Genomic DNA, 16,961 nt, shown 5'->3' with positions numbered 1-16,961 from the left:
GTGCCGTTGAGATACAACGGGTATAGAATTTTTGATACATAAGTTTAAATAATATTGAGCGTGGTGAAACACTTTCGTATTACTGCTGCTTTTCAAAAGCAATGTTCTGTTACATAAAGGACAATAATTTAATTAACTTTGCAGTTCAATTTCAAAAACAATGTCAGAAGCAATAGTAATTACTCCGGTTAAAGATTCGTTGCACACCACTCAACGAACAATTAAAGCAATAATGGAAGCCGGTGGCGATTTTTCGTATTATGTATTTAACGATTTTAGTCAACCCGAAACAAAACAGTATCTTGATTCGGCAGCTAAAGAGCTTGGATTTTCAGTAATTCACCTTGAAGATATTACCGATACACCGTCGCCTAATTACAAAATTGTTTTACAGAAAGCACAACAACTTGCACTTGATGCACAAGTTCCTTTAATTATTATTGAATCGGACGTTGTGGTTAAAAAGGATACCATTCAGGCCTTACTCGATATAATGAAAACGGAGCAAAACCCGGGTTTGGTTGGCGCCATAACTGTTGATGTAAACGGGGACTATAATTTTCCGTATAATTTCGAGAAAACAAAAAGCGATGCTGTTGTTGACACTTCGCACAGCTTAAGTTTTTGCTGTACACTTATTTCGGTTCCTTTTCTTAAAAAATTTGATTTTAAAGAATTAGCACAAGACAAGGATTGGTTTGACGTATTTATTAGCCGCCAGTCGAAAAAAATTGGTTTTACAAACTACCTGGCAAAAGGGGTAAGAGTTTTGCACTTACCTCACTCAAGCCGCCCATGGAAAAACCTGAAATATAAAAACCCGGTGCTTTATTATTTAAAAAAGATATTTTTAAAGCGCGACAGAATTTAAATGCGAAAACACCTGCTAAATAAACGTAACAAAATTTTTGGGCACATCCTGTTTTGGATGACCAGCGTTGTTTTTTTGTGTTTTCTGTTTTTCATTTACAGCCGCGAGTTTAATTTAACCTCCATTGCAAAATCAGTAGTTATAAACGCCGGTTTTTCGGTGGCCGTTTACCTTAACCTGAATATTCTTATCCCGCGGTTCCTTATTCGGAAACAATACATTTATTATATTTTCTGGCTGGTGGTTCTGCTTTCGTTCAGCAGTTTACTGGTTCAGTTCCTCATTGTTTTTCCATTACGGCAATTCCTCGAAGTATCGGAGCAACTGCAATCGTTAAGCACCGAAACCCATTCGGCCTTTTTCTTTGCCACGCTTTTTTATATCGGGATAACCACATTTTTAAAGCTGTTTAAAGATTGGTTATCGCTACAGGATTTGAACTACAAACTGGCCAAAACGGAAAAAGGAAAACTCGAAGCCGAACTAAAATCGCTGAAGGGACAGCTAAATCCGCACTTTCTTTTCAATTCGCTTAATAACATTTACTCTTTATCGCTTATAAACTCCGAAAAGGTTCCGGACTTAATTTTGCGCCTGTCCGACCTCATGCGCCACATTATTTACGAATCGAAGGATAACTTTATAAGTTTAAGGAAAGAAATAGAGTTTGTCGATAATTTTATTGCACTTCAGCGAATAAGAGTAACCGAAAATACCCTAATCAATTACGAAAAACCACAAATTACAAGCTCATCGTACATTGCTCCATTGCTATTCGAACCTTTTATTGATAATGCCTTTAAACACGGTCTGCCCGGCACCGAAAATGATTATATAAACATTTCGTTCAGCATAAACGACGACTGGCTAAATTTTAATCTTGAAAACAATTTTGCGGAGCCGGAGAATTTTGACTCAAAAAATTCCGGCATTGGAATTGCAAACGTTAAACAACGCCTAAAACACCTGTACCACGCCAACGACTATCAGCTCGATATAAAACAAGAAGAATCGACTTATTCTGTTCATTTAAGACTAAAACTTAAAGACCATGGCAATTAAAGCACTAATAATCGACGACGAGCCCCTGGCCCAGAACGTGATCAAACAATATGCGCTAAAAATTCCTTCGCTCGACATTGTTGGGGCATGCAACGATGCCATTTGTGCACAGGAGTTTTTACTTAAAAATGAGGTTGATCTTCTTTTCCTCGACATTAATATGCCAAAACTTTCGGGCATTTCATTTCTTAAAAATCTGAATAAAAACGTATTGGTAATTTTTACAACAGCCTATTCGGAATATGCCCTTGAAGGCTACGAACTTAATGCGTTGGATTATTTAAAAAAGCCTTTCTCTTTTGAGCGTTTTTATAAAGCTTTTGTAAAAGCCGAGGAGATGTATTGGCTGAAAAACAAAGCCGAAAATTCATCTAAAAATGAGAAAGTATCGGACTTTCTGTTTATTAAATCGAACAAAAAATCGGTAAAAATAAAATTCACGGATATACTTTACATCGAAGGTTTAGGCGACTACATTAAAATACACCTAAGCGATAACAAGTTTGTTACCAACCTGTCGATGAAGAAAATTCATGCACTGCTGCCACAAGACCAATTTTATCGTACACATAAATCATTTATTGTTTCGGTAGATAAAATTGAAACGCTTGAAGGCAACCTGGTTTCTATTAACGGCGAGAAACTTCCTATTGGCAACAGTTACCGGCAGGACTTCTTTGCCTATATCAACAAGTTTACTGCCGATTAATCAGCCCAAAACCCCTGGGCTTTTATTGTCTCCAACATCTTTGCTGAAAAGAATTCATTATCCGCTTTTTTGTATCGCACATCAGTGAACACTTGCGCTAATGTTTGCTTTCCGTTTTCGGCTACAAAAACTTTTGACGACTCCAGACTTTCTTTAAAAGCATATAATTCGTTGATCCTATCCCGATCATAGTCCTGATACAGTTCATCGTGCATAATCCCTTCTACAGGAATCCGATCTGTCAATCCCGGAGTCTCTTCAGGGTAACCGATAGCAACAGTTGTTACCGGAAATGTAAGTTTTGGTAAACCAAGTATTTCAATATGCTCTTTTGCATTATAGGCCGTTGTTCCCAGGTAACAAATTCCCAGACCATTATTTTCGGCAGCTATACACACATTTTGTGCGGCCAGCGAAGTATCGATTACCGCATTGGTAAAAGAGATTAAATTGTTGTATCCCGGCTGTGCTTCGTTATAAAGGCACCATTTCGAAAAGCGATTAAAATCGGCCACAAAAGTGAGGAGTATTGGCGCATTTTTGGCAACAGGCTGGTTAAAATGTAATGGCAGCAGCTTTTCCTTCCTTTCAGCATCCCTGGTTATAATTATACTGTACAACTGCATATTACCTGTTGTAGAGGCTCTTGTACCCGAGTAAATGATACTTTTCAATAAATCAGAATCAATTACTTTTTCTGAAAATTTCCTGATGGAAACGTGCTTATTTAATAACTCCATATCGCCTGTTTTTTTGAATTACGAGATCACAAAAGTATTGAAAATAAAAAAGGGAAGCTAAAAGCCTCCCTTTTTTATCCATCAATTTGGTATTATCTTTTAATTAATCGAACTGACTTAACAATTTCGCCATCGTCGGTCAATGTAATTATGTAAACACCGGCGTTAAGATTTCCCGTAGGTATTTCATAACCCGGATATTCAAGATCAAGCACACGCTGACCAGCGATGTTAGAAATAATCACACGATCAAGTTTTTCAACATTTTCAATTCGAATGAAATCATTAAATGGGTTCGGATAAATATTAAAGTCTAATTCTTCTGAATCAAAAACATCAACATCTGTTGCCCAATCGTCACCGGTGGTGAACGACCAGTCTCCTGTTACTCCATCCCAGGCCAATCCGTCTCCCATTACAATGCCACTATCAACAGCTACAGTGTAGGTAGTATTCAATTCAAGACTTCCAATTTCCATGTAGTCATAATCGATAGTGATAGTGTTACCGTTAACCATATCAGCAGTAATCGGGATTACCAGAGTAGCCTCTGTTGAATCCACTGCTGTTACTGTTAAGTAGCCTTCAACCATTTCATTAAATGTTACTACGTCCTCGAACACAATGGTGTAAACAGCGTGATTGTCTGCAATTGTTACTCCGTTTGGAGTTACCGAGTCAAGAACAGGAACCATCCTGTCGCGTTCGGTTACTGTTACATTCAACTCTGCGGTACATGCTGTTTCTACATCGTAATAAAACGAATACTCACCGGCATACAACATGGTATCGAGCATAAATTCATCATATACAAATTGCATTGCCTCACCGGTATAGGTTTCAACAATTGTGTCGGTAGAAATTCCATACTCAACTGTAAGCTCTTCGGTATATACACATTGGTGTGCATCGATTACAGTAAATTCGTATGTTCCACCACCTAATAACAATGCTGTTTCGGTGGTTACCACACTGTCAATCATAATAGTATAAGGAGCAACACCACCTTCGGCTGCAATAGTAACTTCGGTTGTACAATCACCTGTTTCACCCGGAGTTAGATTTAAAGAAAGCGCAGCAGCGATATTATTTTCGAATTTCACAGTCTGGCTAAGGGCTTCACAGCCTTTATCATCAATAACCGTAAATTGATAAGAAATATCATTACCATCAGAACTGAAGGCAAACTTCTGGTCTAAAAGTATTGGCTCATTAAACCACGCTGAGGTATCGGTGTAATCACCAGCTTCTGTTTCAATTTCTTGCCATAGCACCTGATACATTCTACCCTCTTCAACTGCCACTTCAACTAAAACTGAAGCCATTGTATCATCAAAACACGTTACATCGGTAAGTTCAAATTCAATTGGAGGTACAGGGTCAATAGTGATTACATTAGAAGTATCGGTACATCCATTGGCATCTTTCACAACAACAACATAATCATTGTCAATGGCTACCAAAAATGAATTCGATGCCTGATAATCAGTTTTAAGTGTTGTATTCTGCCAAAGCTGGTACATAAAACCTGTTCCTTCAGTGCCACCGCTAACTGTTGTTTCAATATAACCAATGTTATCTCCCGGGCATGTAAATTCACCTTCGGCTTTATCGAGAAGGGCTTCTAAAACCTGAGGCTCAGTAAATGTAACCGTATCGTGTCCAACACATCCATTTTCTGTTGTAACAACAATATAATATGTACCAGCTCCAAGGTTTTCAAGTGCATTTGTTTCCTCTTCGTTAATAGTCACTGTATAAACAGGATTTTCAACAACAACTCCATCCTTATAAATGGTAACATCATCAGCGTTTACACTGATACTTCCGGTTAAGTCGCCGTTACAAGCCGGATTGCCTGATTCACTTGCATCAACAACAACTTCAATCTCGGGCTTTTCAACCTGAACTGTCCAGGCCTCAACCGGATTTCCAAGATCATCTTCTTCTCCTCCAATCATACATTCGTTGGCATCCATTGCCCAAACAATATATGTTCCGGGTTCAGTAACTGCAAATATACTGTCTGTCTGCCATTCCGTGCTACCTGCATCCGGCACGGTGATATAATCGGGTAGTTGAGATAAGGCTGCAAAGTATTTATAATCACCTGCACCGCCTGATACCTGAACCGAAAATTTACCATCTTCAATACATAGTATATCTTGTATATGAGTAGTTGCTAAACTTAATGCTGTTGGTTCTACTACCACAACATCATTAATAACAGAGTCGCAACCAACTGCATCTTCAATCCGAATACTGTAAGTACCTGCTACCAGACCTGTAAAAGCGTTTACACCAGCTTCATCATAAGCCATATCTGATGTGGCAGAACCTGTTAAGTACAGATGGTACGGAGCGCTACCTCCGGCAACTTCACTTATCGTAATCTCGCCATTTGCACCACCATTACACAATACGTTTTTAGTAACTTCAACCGTACCGGTAATTGCTCCGGGATCAGTTATCTCTACCGTTGCGCTTCCTTCGCAGGAAATGTCCACTCCCCAGTTTTCAAAGACTTTTACATCATAAGTACCGGCGGGCAAATCAGAATAGGTAACAGAAGGTCCGCTTATGCTTGTACTCCATAACTCGTCGTTTACGTAAACATTGTAATCGACCGGATATTCTCCCAAATGACCTCCTGAAATCGTTACAGTAAATGCTCCATCCGGATTACATACACTATTAACATTTTCAACTGCGGTTGTTACCACTACAGGGGCCGGCTCACTAATAATGAAAGTTACACTCTCGGTTGTACAATCGGGAGCCAATGCATCGCGAACCTGAACTTCATATTCTCCCGGCTCGGTAACAACAATATCTTTATAACTGGAACCATCAGGGAAGTCTCTCCAGCTATTATTATTAATTCTGAATTCATATTCTCCGCTTCCTCCTGCAGCCCAGATTTCAATCAAACCATCACTGGCCCCATTACACGACATATCTTCAAAATTATGGTTACTAATAACCACTTCGTCATCTGGTGTAGCACCAGCTACCTCAATATTTGCTGTTTCTGCTCCACAGCCTTCTGTGTCAGCAACTATAACTTTATAAGTTCCGTATGGAAGACCTGAATATACCGTGTCAGCCACTCCAATGTAAGGAGTAACATCTGCCCAGGTTCCTTCTGCCCAAACTTGTAAAGTATAAGTGTATTCCCCAGTACCTCCTTCGGCAGAAAATACTGTAATTTCCCCGGTGCTACTACCTCCACAAACGATGTCTGTTACTGCAGCTGCAGCAGGTGCAATAGAAACATCGCACTGAGCCTTTAGCTCCGTAACAAAGCCCAACATGCAGAAAAGCAACACCAAACTAAAAACCCTTGTAAACATTTTTCTCATAGAACTTCTTTTAAATTGAACTTAAATGATTGGTCGATTCTAATATCTCTAATTTTTTTTATTCCAGCTTTCGAGCTTGCCTTCATTGGCGCTGCACATGTTTGCAATGTGCTTAAATCTCCGTCAATGTACAAAATATAACTTGCAATAAGGACATTCTCCGGTACTATGTTTTCAACACGACAAAACCAAATTCAGGACTTAAGAGTTAATATCCTGTAAACTTTTGGATTTAAATGCCGTTCAACTTCTGCATTTAACTTTATCTACAGCGTAATTTTTTTTAAATTCATATACTAAAGAACCTATTATTTCGCTTATTTATAATGAGACCAGTTTTCGCCATGCAAAGAATCGACCATAAATATAAAAAAACCAACTATTCCTCAATGCATTACATTGTAAAAAAAAGCACTTCGCCTGTAAAAATGAAGAATTTAAAGAAAGTATTTTTCACCGGAGCACTGTTTTTCATTCTTATGCTATTTCTTGGCGCATGTAAAACATGCAAATGCCCGGCCTACAGTTATCAACAATTCCAGCAAACCGGAATTACAGCATCTTCCGATTCTTGACAGCACTGTGCTCTGTTTTATTTGCCCACTAGCTGTAAAATTGTACCGTTCGATATTCAGTTTTTTTCAGGAATGGAAAAAATCAGGAAACATGTGGTAGTTAGCCAACATCTATTTATCTGCCAATTATATCAATCAAGCATCTACTACCTTATTAAACTTACAACCCACTCTTAATCAATTCGCAAAACGGTGAGAATGCCATATCCACAACTTTCCAATGAAATTGGGCGAAAATGGCAACAAATTCCATTCAAAACACTTTAAGTAAATATTAAGGTTCGGACGAAAAAAAAAACAGCGCTTGACTCAATAAATAATTTGTACTTACTTTGTGGGGCTATAAAAAAACAGGCAGTTAAAACCTGAAAGCGAAATAATTACAATAAATTTCTTTTAAATAATTTAAACTTTCTCAACTATGATTAAAATAGGTATTAACGGATTCGGTAGAATCGGACGTTTTGTTTTCCGTCAGGCAGTTGCCAAAGGAACTGTACAAGTAGTTGCTATCAACGACCTTATCGACGTTGACTATATGGCTTACATGTTGAAATATGATTCAACTCACGGTCGTTTCAACGGTACTGTTGAAGTAAAAGAAGGTGCTTTGGTTGTTAACGGAAACGTTGTTCGTGTTACAGCTGAAAGAAATCCTGCTGACATTAACTGGGGTGCTGTTGGTGCTGAGTATGTTGTTGAATCAACTGGTCTTTTCTTAACAAAAGAATCAGCTCAGGGGCACATCGACGCAGGTGCTAAAAAAGTTGTAATGTCTGCTCCATCAAAAGACGATACTCCAATGTTCGTTATGGGCGTAAACAACAAATCATACTCTAACGATATGACTTTTGTTTCTAACGCATCTTGTACTACTAACTGCTTGGCTCCTATTGCTAAAGTATTGAACGACAACTTTGGTATTGTTGACGGTTTGATGACAACTGTTCACGCTACTACTGCTACTCAGAAAACTGTTGACGGTCCTTCTATGAAAGACTGGCGCGGTGGACGTGGTGCAGGTCAGAACATCATCCCTTCATCAACCGGTGCTGCTAAAGCTGTAGGAAAAGTAATTCCTGAATTGAACGGAAAACTTACAGGTATGGCATTCCGTGTTCCAACTCCTGACGTATCAGTTGTTGACCTTACTGTAAACCTTGCAAAAGGTGCTTCGTACGCAGAAATTTGTGCAGCAATGAAAGCAGCTTCAGAAGGCGAATTGAAAGGAATTTTAGGTTACACTGAAGACCAGGTTGTTTCTAACGACTTCGTTGGTGAAACTCAAACTTCTGTTTTCGATGCAAAAGCAGGTATTGCTTTAACTGACACTTTCGTAAAAGTTGTATCATGGTACGACAACGAAATGGGTTACTCAGCAAAAGTTTGCGAATTGATCGAGTACATGGATTCAGTAAAATAATTTTACAATTATATACTGTATGGAAAGGGATGTCCGTCAACCGACGGATGTCCCTTTTTTAGTTATTGAAGTTTGAAGGACTGAAGGATTGAGAAACTGAAGGGATTGATGGATTGATACTGAGCGATATAGATTGATATGATTGAATGAGATTGAAAAAGATTGATTTGCCGCCGATTATAATTTGCTTCTTGCAACTCCTTCTAAAATCAAAATCGTTAATCAGCATTCAACAATCTGCTTTAATGTAACAGATCTCTCGCTTTGCTTCGAGATGACAATCGTTAGAAACTTTTTACTTTTGCCTTTTGTCTTATTTCTAATAAACCACATTAGGCACATAGGTAACATGAGATTTTGCCGATTGTAATTTACATATTCCCCACTCCTTCTGAAATCTTAAATCGTTAATCAGCATTCTTCAATCTGCTTTAATGTAACAGATCTCTCGCTTTGCTTCGAGATGACAATCGTTAGAAACTTTTTACTTTTGCCTTTTGTCTTATTTCTAATAAACCACATTAGGCACATAGGTAACATGAGATTTTGCCGATTATAATTAGCATATTCCCCACTCCTTCTGAAATCTTAAATCGTTAATCTTAATTCTTCAATCTGCTTTAATGTAACAGATCTCTCGCGTTGCTTCGAGATGACAGTCACCTTTTTCTCCCGACGCTGCGATCGGGATTTCGATCAGCATAACTGCTCTCAACTTTTGCCTTTTTACTTTTTACTTTTGCCTTCTTATTTTTGCCTTTTCTTCCTACTCGTAACGCAACGATTCGATCGGATCGAGCTTTGAAGCTTTTTGTGCCGGGTAGTAACCCGAGATAACTCCTACAATAAAACACAATACAACACCCAGAATTATCCAGGTCCAGGGAATAAAAAAAGGCGAATCAATCAGTCGGGCAACGCCATTACCGGCCAATATGCCAAGTATTATCCCAACAAATCCGCCCATTTGCCCAACCAGTATAGCTTCCATCAAAAACTGTTGTTTAACGGTTGTATTTTTGGCTCCAATGGCTTTCCGTACGCCAATTTCGCGGGTACGTTCGGTTACCGTTACCAGCATAATATTCATTAAACCAATAGCCGCACCAAATAATGTAATCAAGCCTATTATGGTTGCCACCAGTGTAATATTCTTAATATTTTCCAGAAGCATGTTGGCCAGGTTATCACTTTTTTCGATACTAAAATCAGAATCATCAAGCGGATCTAAATTGCGTACCACCCTAAATATCGCTTCGGCCTGCCCCACTGCAGCGTCCATCAACTCCGGACGATCGACTTTTACCTGTACATCAAAATTCATGTTCGGACGCGAGAAATAGGCTCTTGCATTTGTGAACGGAATAAAACATACCATATCGCTGTTCATTCCAAAACCGCTTCCTTTCGCTTTTAAAACGCCAACAACTTTGTATTTACCACTGCCAATACTTACCACTTTTTGCAAAGGATTCTCACCGCCTTTAAATAAACGTTTCGCCAAATCACTTCCCAAAAGCACCACATTCCGGCCATCCTCAATGTCGTGATTACTAAAACTTCTGCCTGTTCCAATTTCATAACCCGCTGTTCCCAGATAATTTTCGTCAATCCCACGAACCGCAATGTTTGGATTTGTTTTTTCCGACTGGTATTTCAAAGTGGCTGCCCCGGTTGATGAAACCGAAATAGACGTTGTTGCCGGAAAATCGAAAAGCTCTTTAAACTCTTTAGCCTGATAATACGAAATGTACGAGTAGTTTTTTGTGCGGTAACGAATATTTCCCTGGGTACGCAAACCACCACTCGAAATGGAAAAAGTATTGGCTCCCATTACTGCAAACTCTTTGGTAATCGAATTTTTTATCGAATCGATAGCGGTTAAAATCCCAACCAAAGCTGTTATTCCCACGGCAATAATCATAACCGTTAGTGTGGTACGCAAGAGGTTACTTTTCACCGAAGAGAAAGCTACTCTCAGATTTTCGTAAAATAATGTGGTCGATCGCATAAGACTAATATTGTCTGTAATTATAGCACCATTACATTTGTAAAGTTAAGATGCTAATAATTACCCTAAAACACTATTTTTTTTGGATTTAATTTCCCGACCAAATTAAAAAACTTCAATTGCCTTATTGCCAAAAAATTACTTTATCTTCGCCCTCTTGAATTCAGAAAAAAATAAAATGGCAGATTTCGAATTAAAAGACGATTTACAAAAGTTTAGTTATGCATTAGGAATGAGTATTTCTGCAAATCTCATCCAATCAGGAGTTAAAACCGTTCATCCAACCGCTTTTATTACAGCTTTGCAGGATGTTTTCTCAGGTGTTCCACCACGGATGAAACCTGAAGAAGCCAACCAGATTCTCGAGTCGTTTATGGCCGAGTCGCAAGCTGCCGATGGCAACAAAAACATGGAAGAAGGCAATGCCTTTTTAGCCGATAACGCTAAAAACGAAGGAGTGATTCAATTGCCCAGCGGATTACAATACGAAGTAATAACCGAAGGAGAAGGCGATATTCCAACCGCCGCCAACCAGGTAAAATGTCACTACCACGGAACATTGATCGACGGTACTGTTTTCGATAGTTCGGTAGAGCGCAACCAACCAGCTGTATTCCCTGTAAACGGGGTAATTCCCGGATGGGTTGAAGCGCTGCAATTGATGTCGGTTGGCTCAAAATGGAAATTGTATATTCCTGCAAACCTGGCTTACGGACCAAACGGAGCAGGCGGAGTTATCGGACCAAACGCTACTCTTATTTTTGAAGTAGAACTATTAGAAATTGTAGAATAATAAAGAATACTCCAGGTTTTCGGCGAAAAACAAACACATGCGGAAAACGTTCGGTATTTGAAAAGCAAATAACATTTAATCTCAATTAATTTTAATCATATGAAAAATAGCATTATTTATGTTTTTGTAGTAGCCTTGATTGTTGCTGCTACTTCGTGCCAGCAAGGTGGCCCGGCATCGGTAAAATTGGAAACCAGTGCCGACTCAGTGAGTTATGCAATTGGCGTTTTGGTTGGTGCCAATAACAAGCAACAATTGGAAACAGCTCCCGGAAGTTCAGAGATGAACATTGAAGCAATGGCAGCAGCTTTCCGTTTAGCATCGTTAGGAGAAGAATTAGAAATTGCAGAAGAAGATGCAAACGCAATTGTACAGAACTTTTTCCGCCAGGCTGCCGATCGCGAAGCGCAGGCAAACCTTGAAGAAGGCAACAAATTTTTAGAAGAGAACAAAGCACGCGAAGGTGTAACAACTACCGAAAGCGGTTTACAATACGAAGTACTTACTGAAGGAACAGGCGAAAAACCAACAGCAACTGATAAAGTACGTGTACATTACCACGGAACGTTAATCGACGGAACTGTTTTCGACAGCTCGGTTGATCGTGGCGAGCCTGCAGTATTTGGTGTTAACCAGGTAATTCCGGGTTGGACTGAAGCATTGCAATTAATGCCGGTAGGATCGAAATGGAAAGTTTTCATTCCTTCTAACCTGGCTTACGGTCCTCGTGGAGCCGGTGCCGACATTGGTCCGAATGCAGCTTTAGTTTTCGAAGTTGAATTACTGGAAATTGTAAAAGAATAGTAAGTTTTATCATTCCGAAAGAGGAACCAGTGAGGAATCTCAAACAACTGAGCTTTCTCGCAGCAGATTTCTCTCTTCGTTCGAAATGACAAAAACTTGTTGAAAAAAACCCTTTGTCTGTTTTTAGGCAAAGGGTTTCTTTTTTTATCTTCGTTCCTGAAATAAAAAATTAGGAAATGGCATTAAGCGTAAAAGGAAAAGTTGAGCAGATTTTAAAACCTGAATCGGGTGTAAGCCGCGCAGGAAAAGAATGGAGCAAACAAGAATTTGTAATTGAAACAGACGAGCAGTATCCACGCAAGGTTTGTTTTACCTTGTTTGGCGATAAAGTTGATTTGGTAAAGGGATTGTCTGCCGGAGAGGAAGTTGATGTATCTTTTAACCTGGAATCGCGCGAATACAATGGTCGCTGGTTCCACAATATTAATGCCTGGAAAATTGACAAAGTGAGTGCTGATGGTAATTTACCTGAGCCTCCTCCGGAATTTGGCATGAACGACATTCCACCCGAACCTGCAGATGATGCAGCCGGAGATCTTCCGTTTTAAAGGATGAAGGATTATCGATGAATAGAAAATGCCATCTTTGTTTGATACAGAAATGGCATTTTTGTTTGTTGTCATTTCCACAAAGAATTGTTGTCATTTCGATCCATCAACTGACGGAGAGAAATCTGTACCAATGTGGTTGAGAAGTAACAGATTTCTCCTCATTCTTCGTCGAAATGACAATATTGAATTACCCCCGAGTAAATACCGGATTCCCAACCTTCGATAAACGCGGATTATAAACATACCCTTCAGCATCAAACGCCTGCAAATCGTCTACATTATCAATATCATTTTCAACGATAAAACGTGTCATTAGCCCACGTGCCTTTTTGGCAAAAAACGAGATCATTTTGTACTGACCGTTTTTCATGTCTTTAAATTGTGGCGTAATAATCTCGGCATCGAGTTTTTTGGTGTCGATACTTTTGTAGTATTCGTTTGATGCCAGGTTGATCAAAACCTTACTCCCCGACTCATCAATGGCTTCCTGCACTTTTGGCGTAATTTTGTTCTTCCAGAAAGCGTACAAATCGGCCGAACGTTCTATTTTGATTTTTGTTCCCATTTCCAAACGATAGGGTTGCATTAAATCAAGCGGTCGCAAAACTCCGTAAAGGCCGGATAAAATCCTCAACTTCGACTGCAACTTCTGCAGTTGTTCTTCACTCATTGTGGGTGCTTCCAGTCCCTGGAAAACATCGCCGCTAAAAGCCAGAACTGCCTGTTTGGCATTTTCGGGTGTAAACGGCTGGTGCCAGGTTTGAAAACGATCGTAATTCAGTTGCCCCAGGTTGGCCGAAATCCCCATTAACTCCGAGAGTTGTTTGGGTTTCATTTTACGCAGTTTCGGAAGTATCTTTTCCGCCTCGTCGAGCATGTCGGGCATGGTGTAGGTTGTAGTTACCGGTGGTGTTTTATAATCCAGCGATTTTGCCGGCGATATTACTATTAGCATATGTTCTGATTTTATTTTTTAAAGTTAACAGCTTTTCCTTTTTAAAGTTCAGCACTCTGGTAGTTATTTCCTCGCATCAGAGCTGACGAGGAATCCGATTCCGTTAAGGACTTTTTTATTGTTTTTTCAACGGATCATAAGACATCCAGTCAACCTCAAGCTCAAATCGTTTTTTTGGTTTTTCAATTGAAGTTGGATTGGTTACAACTGGCCAGTTATCGGTATGCCAAAAATTCATCCGGTATAACGAACTGTTTTGAGGAATACCCATTTGCGAACCTTTATAATTCCATAAAACAATCGTATCGTTAGTCGCCGGATGAATCATCCACCACCTAATTGAATCGGAATACCAATCAAATCCGTAAGTGTGGAATTGTGATGATGCATCAAAGCCTTCGATAGCTTGAATTGTTTCAGGCTGACATTGAGCTCCGGTTAGAGGAGCGCTTATGCCGTTATGGTTTTCCCTGGTACTGGTTTCATAAATAGTTCCGCTAGCCATATTAATAACTCGTCCTATCCTTCTAAGTCTTCCCTGAAATCCGGTCCATGTACCAATATAAATAATTTCCGGATCGGCAATAAGCCATTCAAAGTCTATTTCGCTTAGTCCGGCTATAGTATCCGAAAAATAAGTAAAATAACCTACTACAGCTCCCACGTTTGGCTGAACATCTCGTACATCAGGAACTTTTAAACGTGCGGCATAAGAACCAAAATGTGTGAAATTGTTTGAAATAATTTCAGGTCCTTTTCCTGCCCCGGCTTCCTCAGCGGGGTTAATTTTAAACAATAGAATATTGGTTCCGGGCTCTGTGGTGGATTCTATTCCAATTTTCCAGGTAAAATCAGCTTTTTTCCCAGCAGAACCATATTTAAATAGTTGTGAAATTGAAGAATCAAAATCTTCGAAAAAATAATTGTGATGTTTTTCCTGAGATTGAACGGTTAAAGTGCAGCTTATAAAAGCAACTATTAGCACCAATATTTGTTTACGGCTTGTTATTCTCATGTTTAATAACGTTTTGATCTAAAAAAGAGTTACCGGTAGTGTTTTATAGTTCAGTGATTTTGCCGGCGAAATTACTATTAGCATCTATTCTGATTTTTTTCAAATTTAACAGAATTACTTTTTTAAAGTTCAGCACTGTGGTATTTATTATTCTTCAATCCACAGCAAATAACATAAACGATTCCCGCGAATTATCAACAGGAATGAAAGTGAGTTATTTTGGCTGTATTTCATTCGAATAGCTGCTATAAAGGCGCATAAAACAACGGTGCTTTGAACAATTTATTGATTGCGCCTTTGTTTTATTTATATCTTATCCCTTCGGGATATTGGCGCTAAAAGCGGCAAATGTGAATAATCCGGTGCACAGCGCCGGATTTAATCGACCGAATGGAAATCGTCCGGCGAAGTATGCCGATCGAAGTCAAGTGGTTCTTCCGAACGACATTCAAACGGAAATACCCGAAAAAAGATGGCGAGTTTAAGAAAAAAAACGAAAAGTTTCGATCTTGAGTGTGGCTTTAGAGAACTCTCGAAAACCGTTAAATTAAATCAACGATGCGAAGTTATTATTTGTAGTATCTTTGCCGCGGTTTAGAACAAAAACAGAGGGGAAGCGTTTTGGTAGCAATGTGCTCTTTATCCACGGTTATTATTTTGTGAGCCCTTGTTTACCATAGAAAACAATAATGAAATTTGAAGATTTAAAATTGCATCCGGCCATACTTAAGGCATTAAAGGATGAAAACTACTCGGAACCAACCTCCATTCAGGCGCAGGCAATTCCACTGGTATTAGAACGAAAAGATGTTTTGGGTAGCGCCCAAACCGGCACCGGAAAAACGGCCGCTTTTGCTATTCCTATCATTCAGCATTTAATAAACACTACCCGCCACGAAAAGGGTAAACGACAGATAAAATCGCTGGTGGTTACCCCTACCCGCGAGCTGGCCATACAAATTGGTGAAAGTTTTGACGCATACGGCAAATACAGCAACCTGCAAAACACGGTTATTTTTGGTGGGGTGCCGCAAAACCCGCAGGTACGCCAACTGCAAAAGGGCGTCGATATACTGGTTGCCACACCCGGCCGCCTGCTCGATTTAATCAGTCAGAAGCATATTTCGCTGCGCGATGTAAAGTACTTTGTGTTAGACGAGGCCGACCGGATGCTCGACATGGGTTTTATTCACGACATCAATAAACTGCTGAAGCTTTTACCCAAACAGCGGCAATCGTTGTTCTTTTCGGCCACTATGCCAACGAAAATACTGAAGCTTTCGCAACAAATTCTGGTGAATCCGAAAAAGGTGGCGGTGAACCCGGTTTCCTCAACTGCCGAAACCATACAACAGCAAATCTATTTCACCAACAAAAGCGATAAAAAGGACTTACTGTTACACATTCTTAAAAACGAAGAGCTGGAGCAGGTACTGCTGTTTTCGAGAACCAAACATGGCGCCGACCGGATTGTACGCAACCTGCGAAATAAAAAAATTGAGAGTGCCGCCATTCATGGCGAAAAGAGTCAGAATCAACGCCAAAAGGCTTTATTGCGGTTTAAAAAAGGAGAAATACGCGTATTGGTAGCCACCGATATTGCGGCAAGGGGTATTGATATTGACAAACTGCGGTATGTAATTAACCACGACATACCTAACGAGCCCGAAACCTATGTGCACCGTATTGGCCGATGTGGCCGGGCCGGCGAAGAAGGTGTGGCTATTTCGCTGTGCGAACCGGAAGAAAATGCCTATGTGAAAAGCATTGAAAAGTTGATAAAACTAAAAATCGATGTAGCCGATAACAATCCTTTTCCGCAGACAGACAAACCAATGAACGCCAGCGAAAAGAAAGAGTTTGAAGCAGAAAAGAAACGTAAACGGCAAGAGTTTTTTGAAAACCGAAACAAAAAGCGAGGTAATCAAAACCCGGGATTTAGACGGAAGAGACGGTAGTAAGCTGAAAATGTAATCCGACGGGAGTTTGGTGTTCACCGTATAGTGAACAGCGTTTTTAATCGCACTATCCGGCAACCACAATTTAACAATTTGGTCAGTTTGGCAATTGCTCACAGTCTCAGCGCTCAC

At 39.7% G+C, this 16,961-nt stretch carries 13 protein-coding genes; 8 read left to right on the top strand and 5 right to left on the bottom strand.

The features are described 5' to 3' along the window. Window positions 1-160: 160 nt before the first annotated feature. The 3 genes from BMW53_RS10695 to BMW53_RS10685 are packed head-to-tail and all read left to right on the top strand — an operon-like array spanning window position 161 to window position 2,642. Complete coding sequence (locus BMW53_RS10695) at window positions 161-871, top strand: glycosyltransferase (protein WP_038556047.1); 711 nt, start codon at window positions 161-163, stop codon at window positions 869-871. Beyond that, on the top strand, window positions 872-1,933 hold the full coding sequence (locus BMW53_RS10690; protein ID WP_074780637.1) for a sensor histidine kinase: 1,062 nt from the start codon (window positions 872-874) through the stop codon (window positions 1,931-1,933). Beyond that, entirely contained in the window at window positions 1,923-2,642 is a 720-nt protein-coding gene (locus BMW53_RS10685; protein WP_038556052.1) for a LytR/AlgR family response regulator transcription factor, read from the top strand. The genes BMW53_RS10690 and BMW53_RS10685 overlap by 11 nt, the downstream gene beginning before the upstream one ends. Here the strand turns inward: BMW53_RS10685 and BMW53_RS10680 are convergent. Further along, entirely contained in the window at window positions 2,639-3,382 is a 744-nt protein-coding gene (locus BMW53_RS10680; protein ID WP_038556056.1) for a nitroreductase family protein, read from the bottom strand. The two genes, BMW53_RS10685 and BMW53_RS10680, sit on opposite strands and share 4 nt — an antisense overlap. A gap of 92 nt (window positions 3,383-3,474) precedes the next feature. Next, window positions 3,475-6,744, bottom strand: a complete 3,270-nt coding sequence (locus BMW53_RS10675) for a T9SS type A sorting domain-containing protein (RefSeq protein ID WP_038556059.1) — start codon at window positions 6,742-6,744, stop codon at window positions 3,475-3,477. Window positions 6,745-7,740: 996 nt separating this feature from the next. On the opposite strand from BMW53_RS10675, the gene gap reads away from it, so the two are divergent. After that, a complete protein-coding gene (gene gap / locus BMW53_RS10665; RefSeq protein ID WP_038556064.1) occupies window positions 7,741-8,742 on the top strand; it encodes a type I glyceraldehyde-3-phosphate dehydrogenase in 1,002 nt (333 codons plus the stop codon). Between the two features lie 766 nt (window positions 8,743-9,508). Here gap and BMW53_RS10660 read toward each other — a convergent pair. Then, window positions 9,509-10,753 (bottom strand): ABC transporter permease, encoded by a 1,245-nt coding sequence (locus tag BMW53_RS10660; RefSeq protein ID WP_038556067.1) that lies wholly within the window; start codon window positions 10,751-10,753, stop codon window positions 9,509-9,511. A 178-nt stretch (window positions 10,754-10,931) separates the two neighbouring features. Here BMW53_RS10660 and bamJ (BMW53_RS10655) point away from each other — a divergent pair, with 178 nt between their 5' ends. The 3 genes from bamJ (BMW53_RS10655) to BMW53_RS10645 all read left to right on the top strand — a co-directional run bounded on the left by bamJ (BMW53_RS10655) (window position 10,932) and on the right by BMW53_RS10645 (window position 12,898). Then, on the top strand, window positions 10,932-11,546 hold the full coding sequence (bamJ, locus tag BMW53_RS10655; protein WP_038563846.1) for an FKBP-type peptidyl-prolyl cis-trans isomerase: 615 nt from the start codon (window positions 10,932-10,934) through the stop codon (window positions 11,544-11,546). Window positions 11,547-11,645: 99 nt separating this feature from the next. Continuing rightward, window positions 11,646-12,350 (top strand): FKBP-type peptidyl-prolyl cis-trans isomerase, encoded by a 705-nt coding sequence (bamJ, locus tag BMW53_RS10650; protein ID WP_038556070.1) that lies wholly within the window; start codon window positions 11,646-11,648, stop codon window positions 12,348-12,350. Window positions 12,351-12,526: 176 nt separating this feature from the next. Next, window positions 12,527-12,898: a DUF3127 domain-containing protein gene (locus BMW53_RS10645; RefSeq protein ID WP_038556073.1), complete on the top strand. Its 372-nt coding sequence runs from the start codon at window positions 12,527-12,529 to the stop codon at window positions 12,896-12,898. A gap of 190 nt (window positions 12,899-13,088) precedes the next feature. Here the strand turns inward: BMW53_RS10645 and yaaA are convergent, their stop codons facing one another. Together yaaA and BMW53_RS10635 are read right to left on the bottom strand one after the other, a co-directional pair. Next, window positions 13,089-13,856 (bottom strand): peroxide stress protein YaaA, encoded by a 768-nt coding sequence (gene yaaA, locus BMW53_RS10640; RefSeq protein WP_038556087.1) that lies wholly within the window; start codon window positions 13,854-13,856, stop codon window positions 13,089-13,091. Window positions 13,857-13,971: 115 nt separating this feature from the next. Next, the gene (locus BMW53_RS10635) at window positions 13,972-14,871 is read right to left on the bottom strand and encodes a glycoside hydrolase family 16 protein (protein ID WP_168136392.1); all 900 of its coding nucleotides are present in this window, start codon (window positions 14,869-14,871) and stop codon (window positions 13,972-13,974) included. Window positions 14,872-15,560: 689 nt separating this feature from the next. On the opposite strand from BMW53_RS10635, the gene BMW53_RS10630 reads away from it, so the two are divergent. Beyond that, complete coding sequence (locus BMW53_RS10630) at window positions 15,561-16,829, top strand: DEAD/DEAH box helicase (RefSeq protein ID WP_038556093.1); 1,269 nt, start codon at window positions 15,561-15,563, stop codon at window positions 16,827-16,829. Window positions 16,830-16,961 lie beyond the last annotated feature (132 nt).

Origin of the sequence: Draconibacterium orientale (assembly GCF_900111425.1) — a bacterium.
GTDB lineage: Bacteria > Bacteroidota > Bacteroidia > Bacteroidales > Prolixibacteraceae > Draconibacterium > Draconibacterium orientale.
This window is presented reverse-complemented; position numbering and strand designations above follow the sequence as displayed.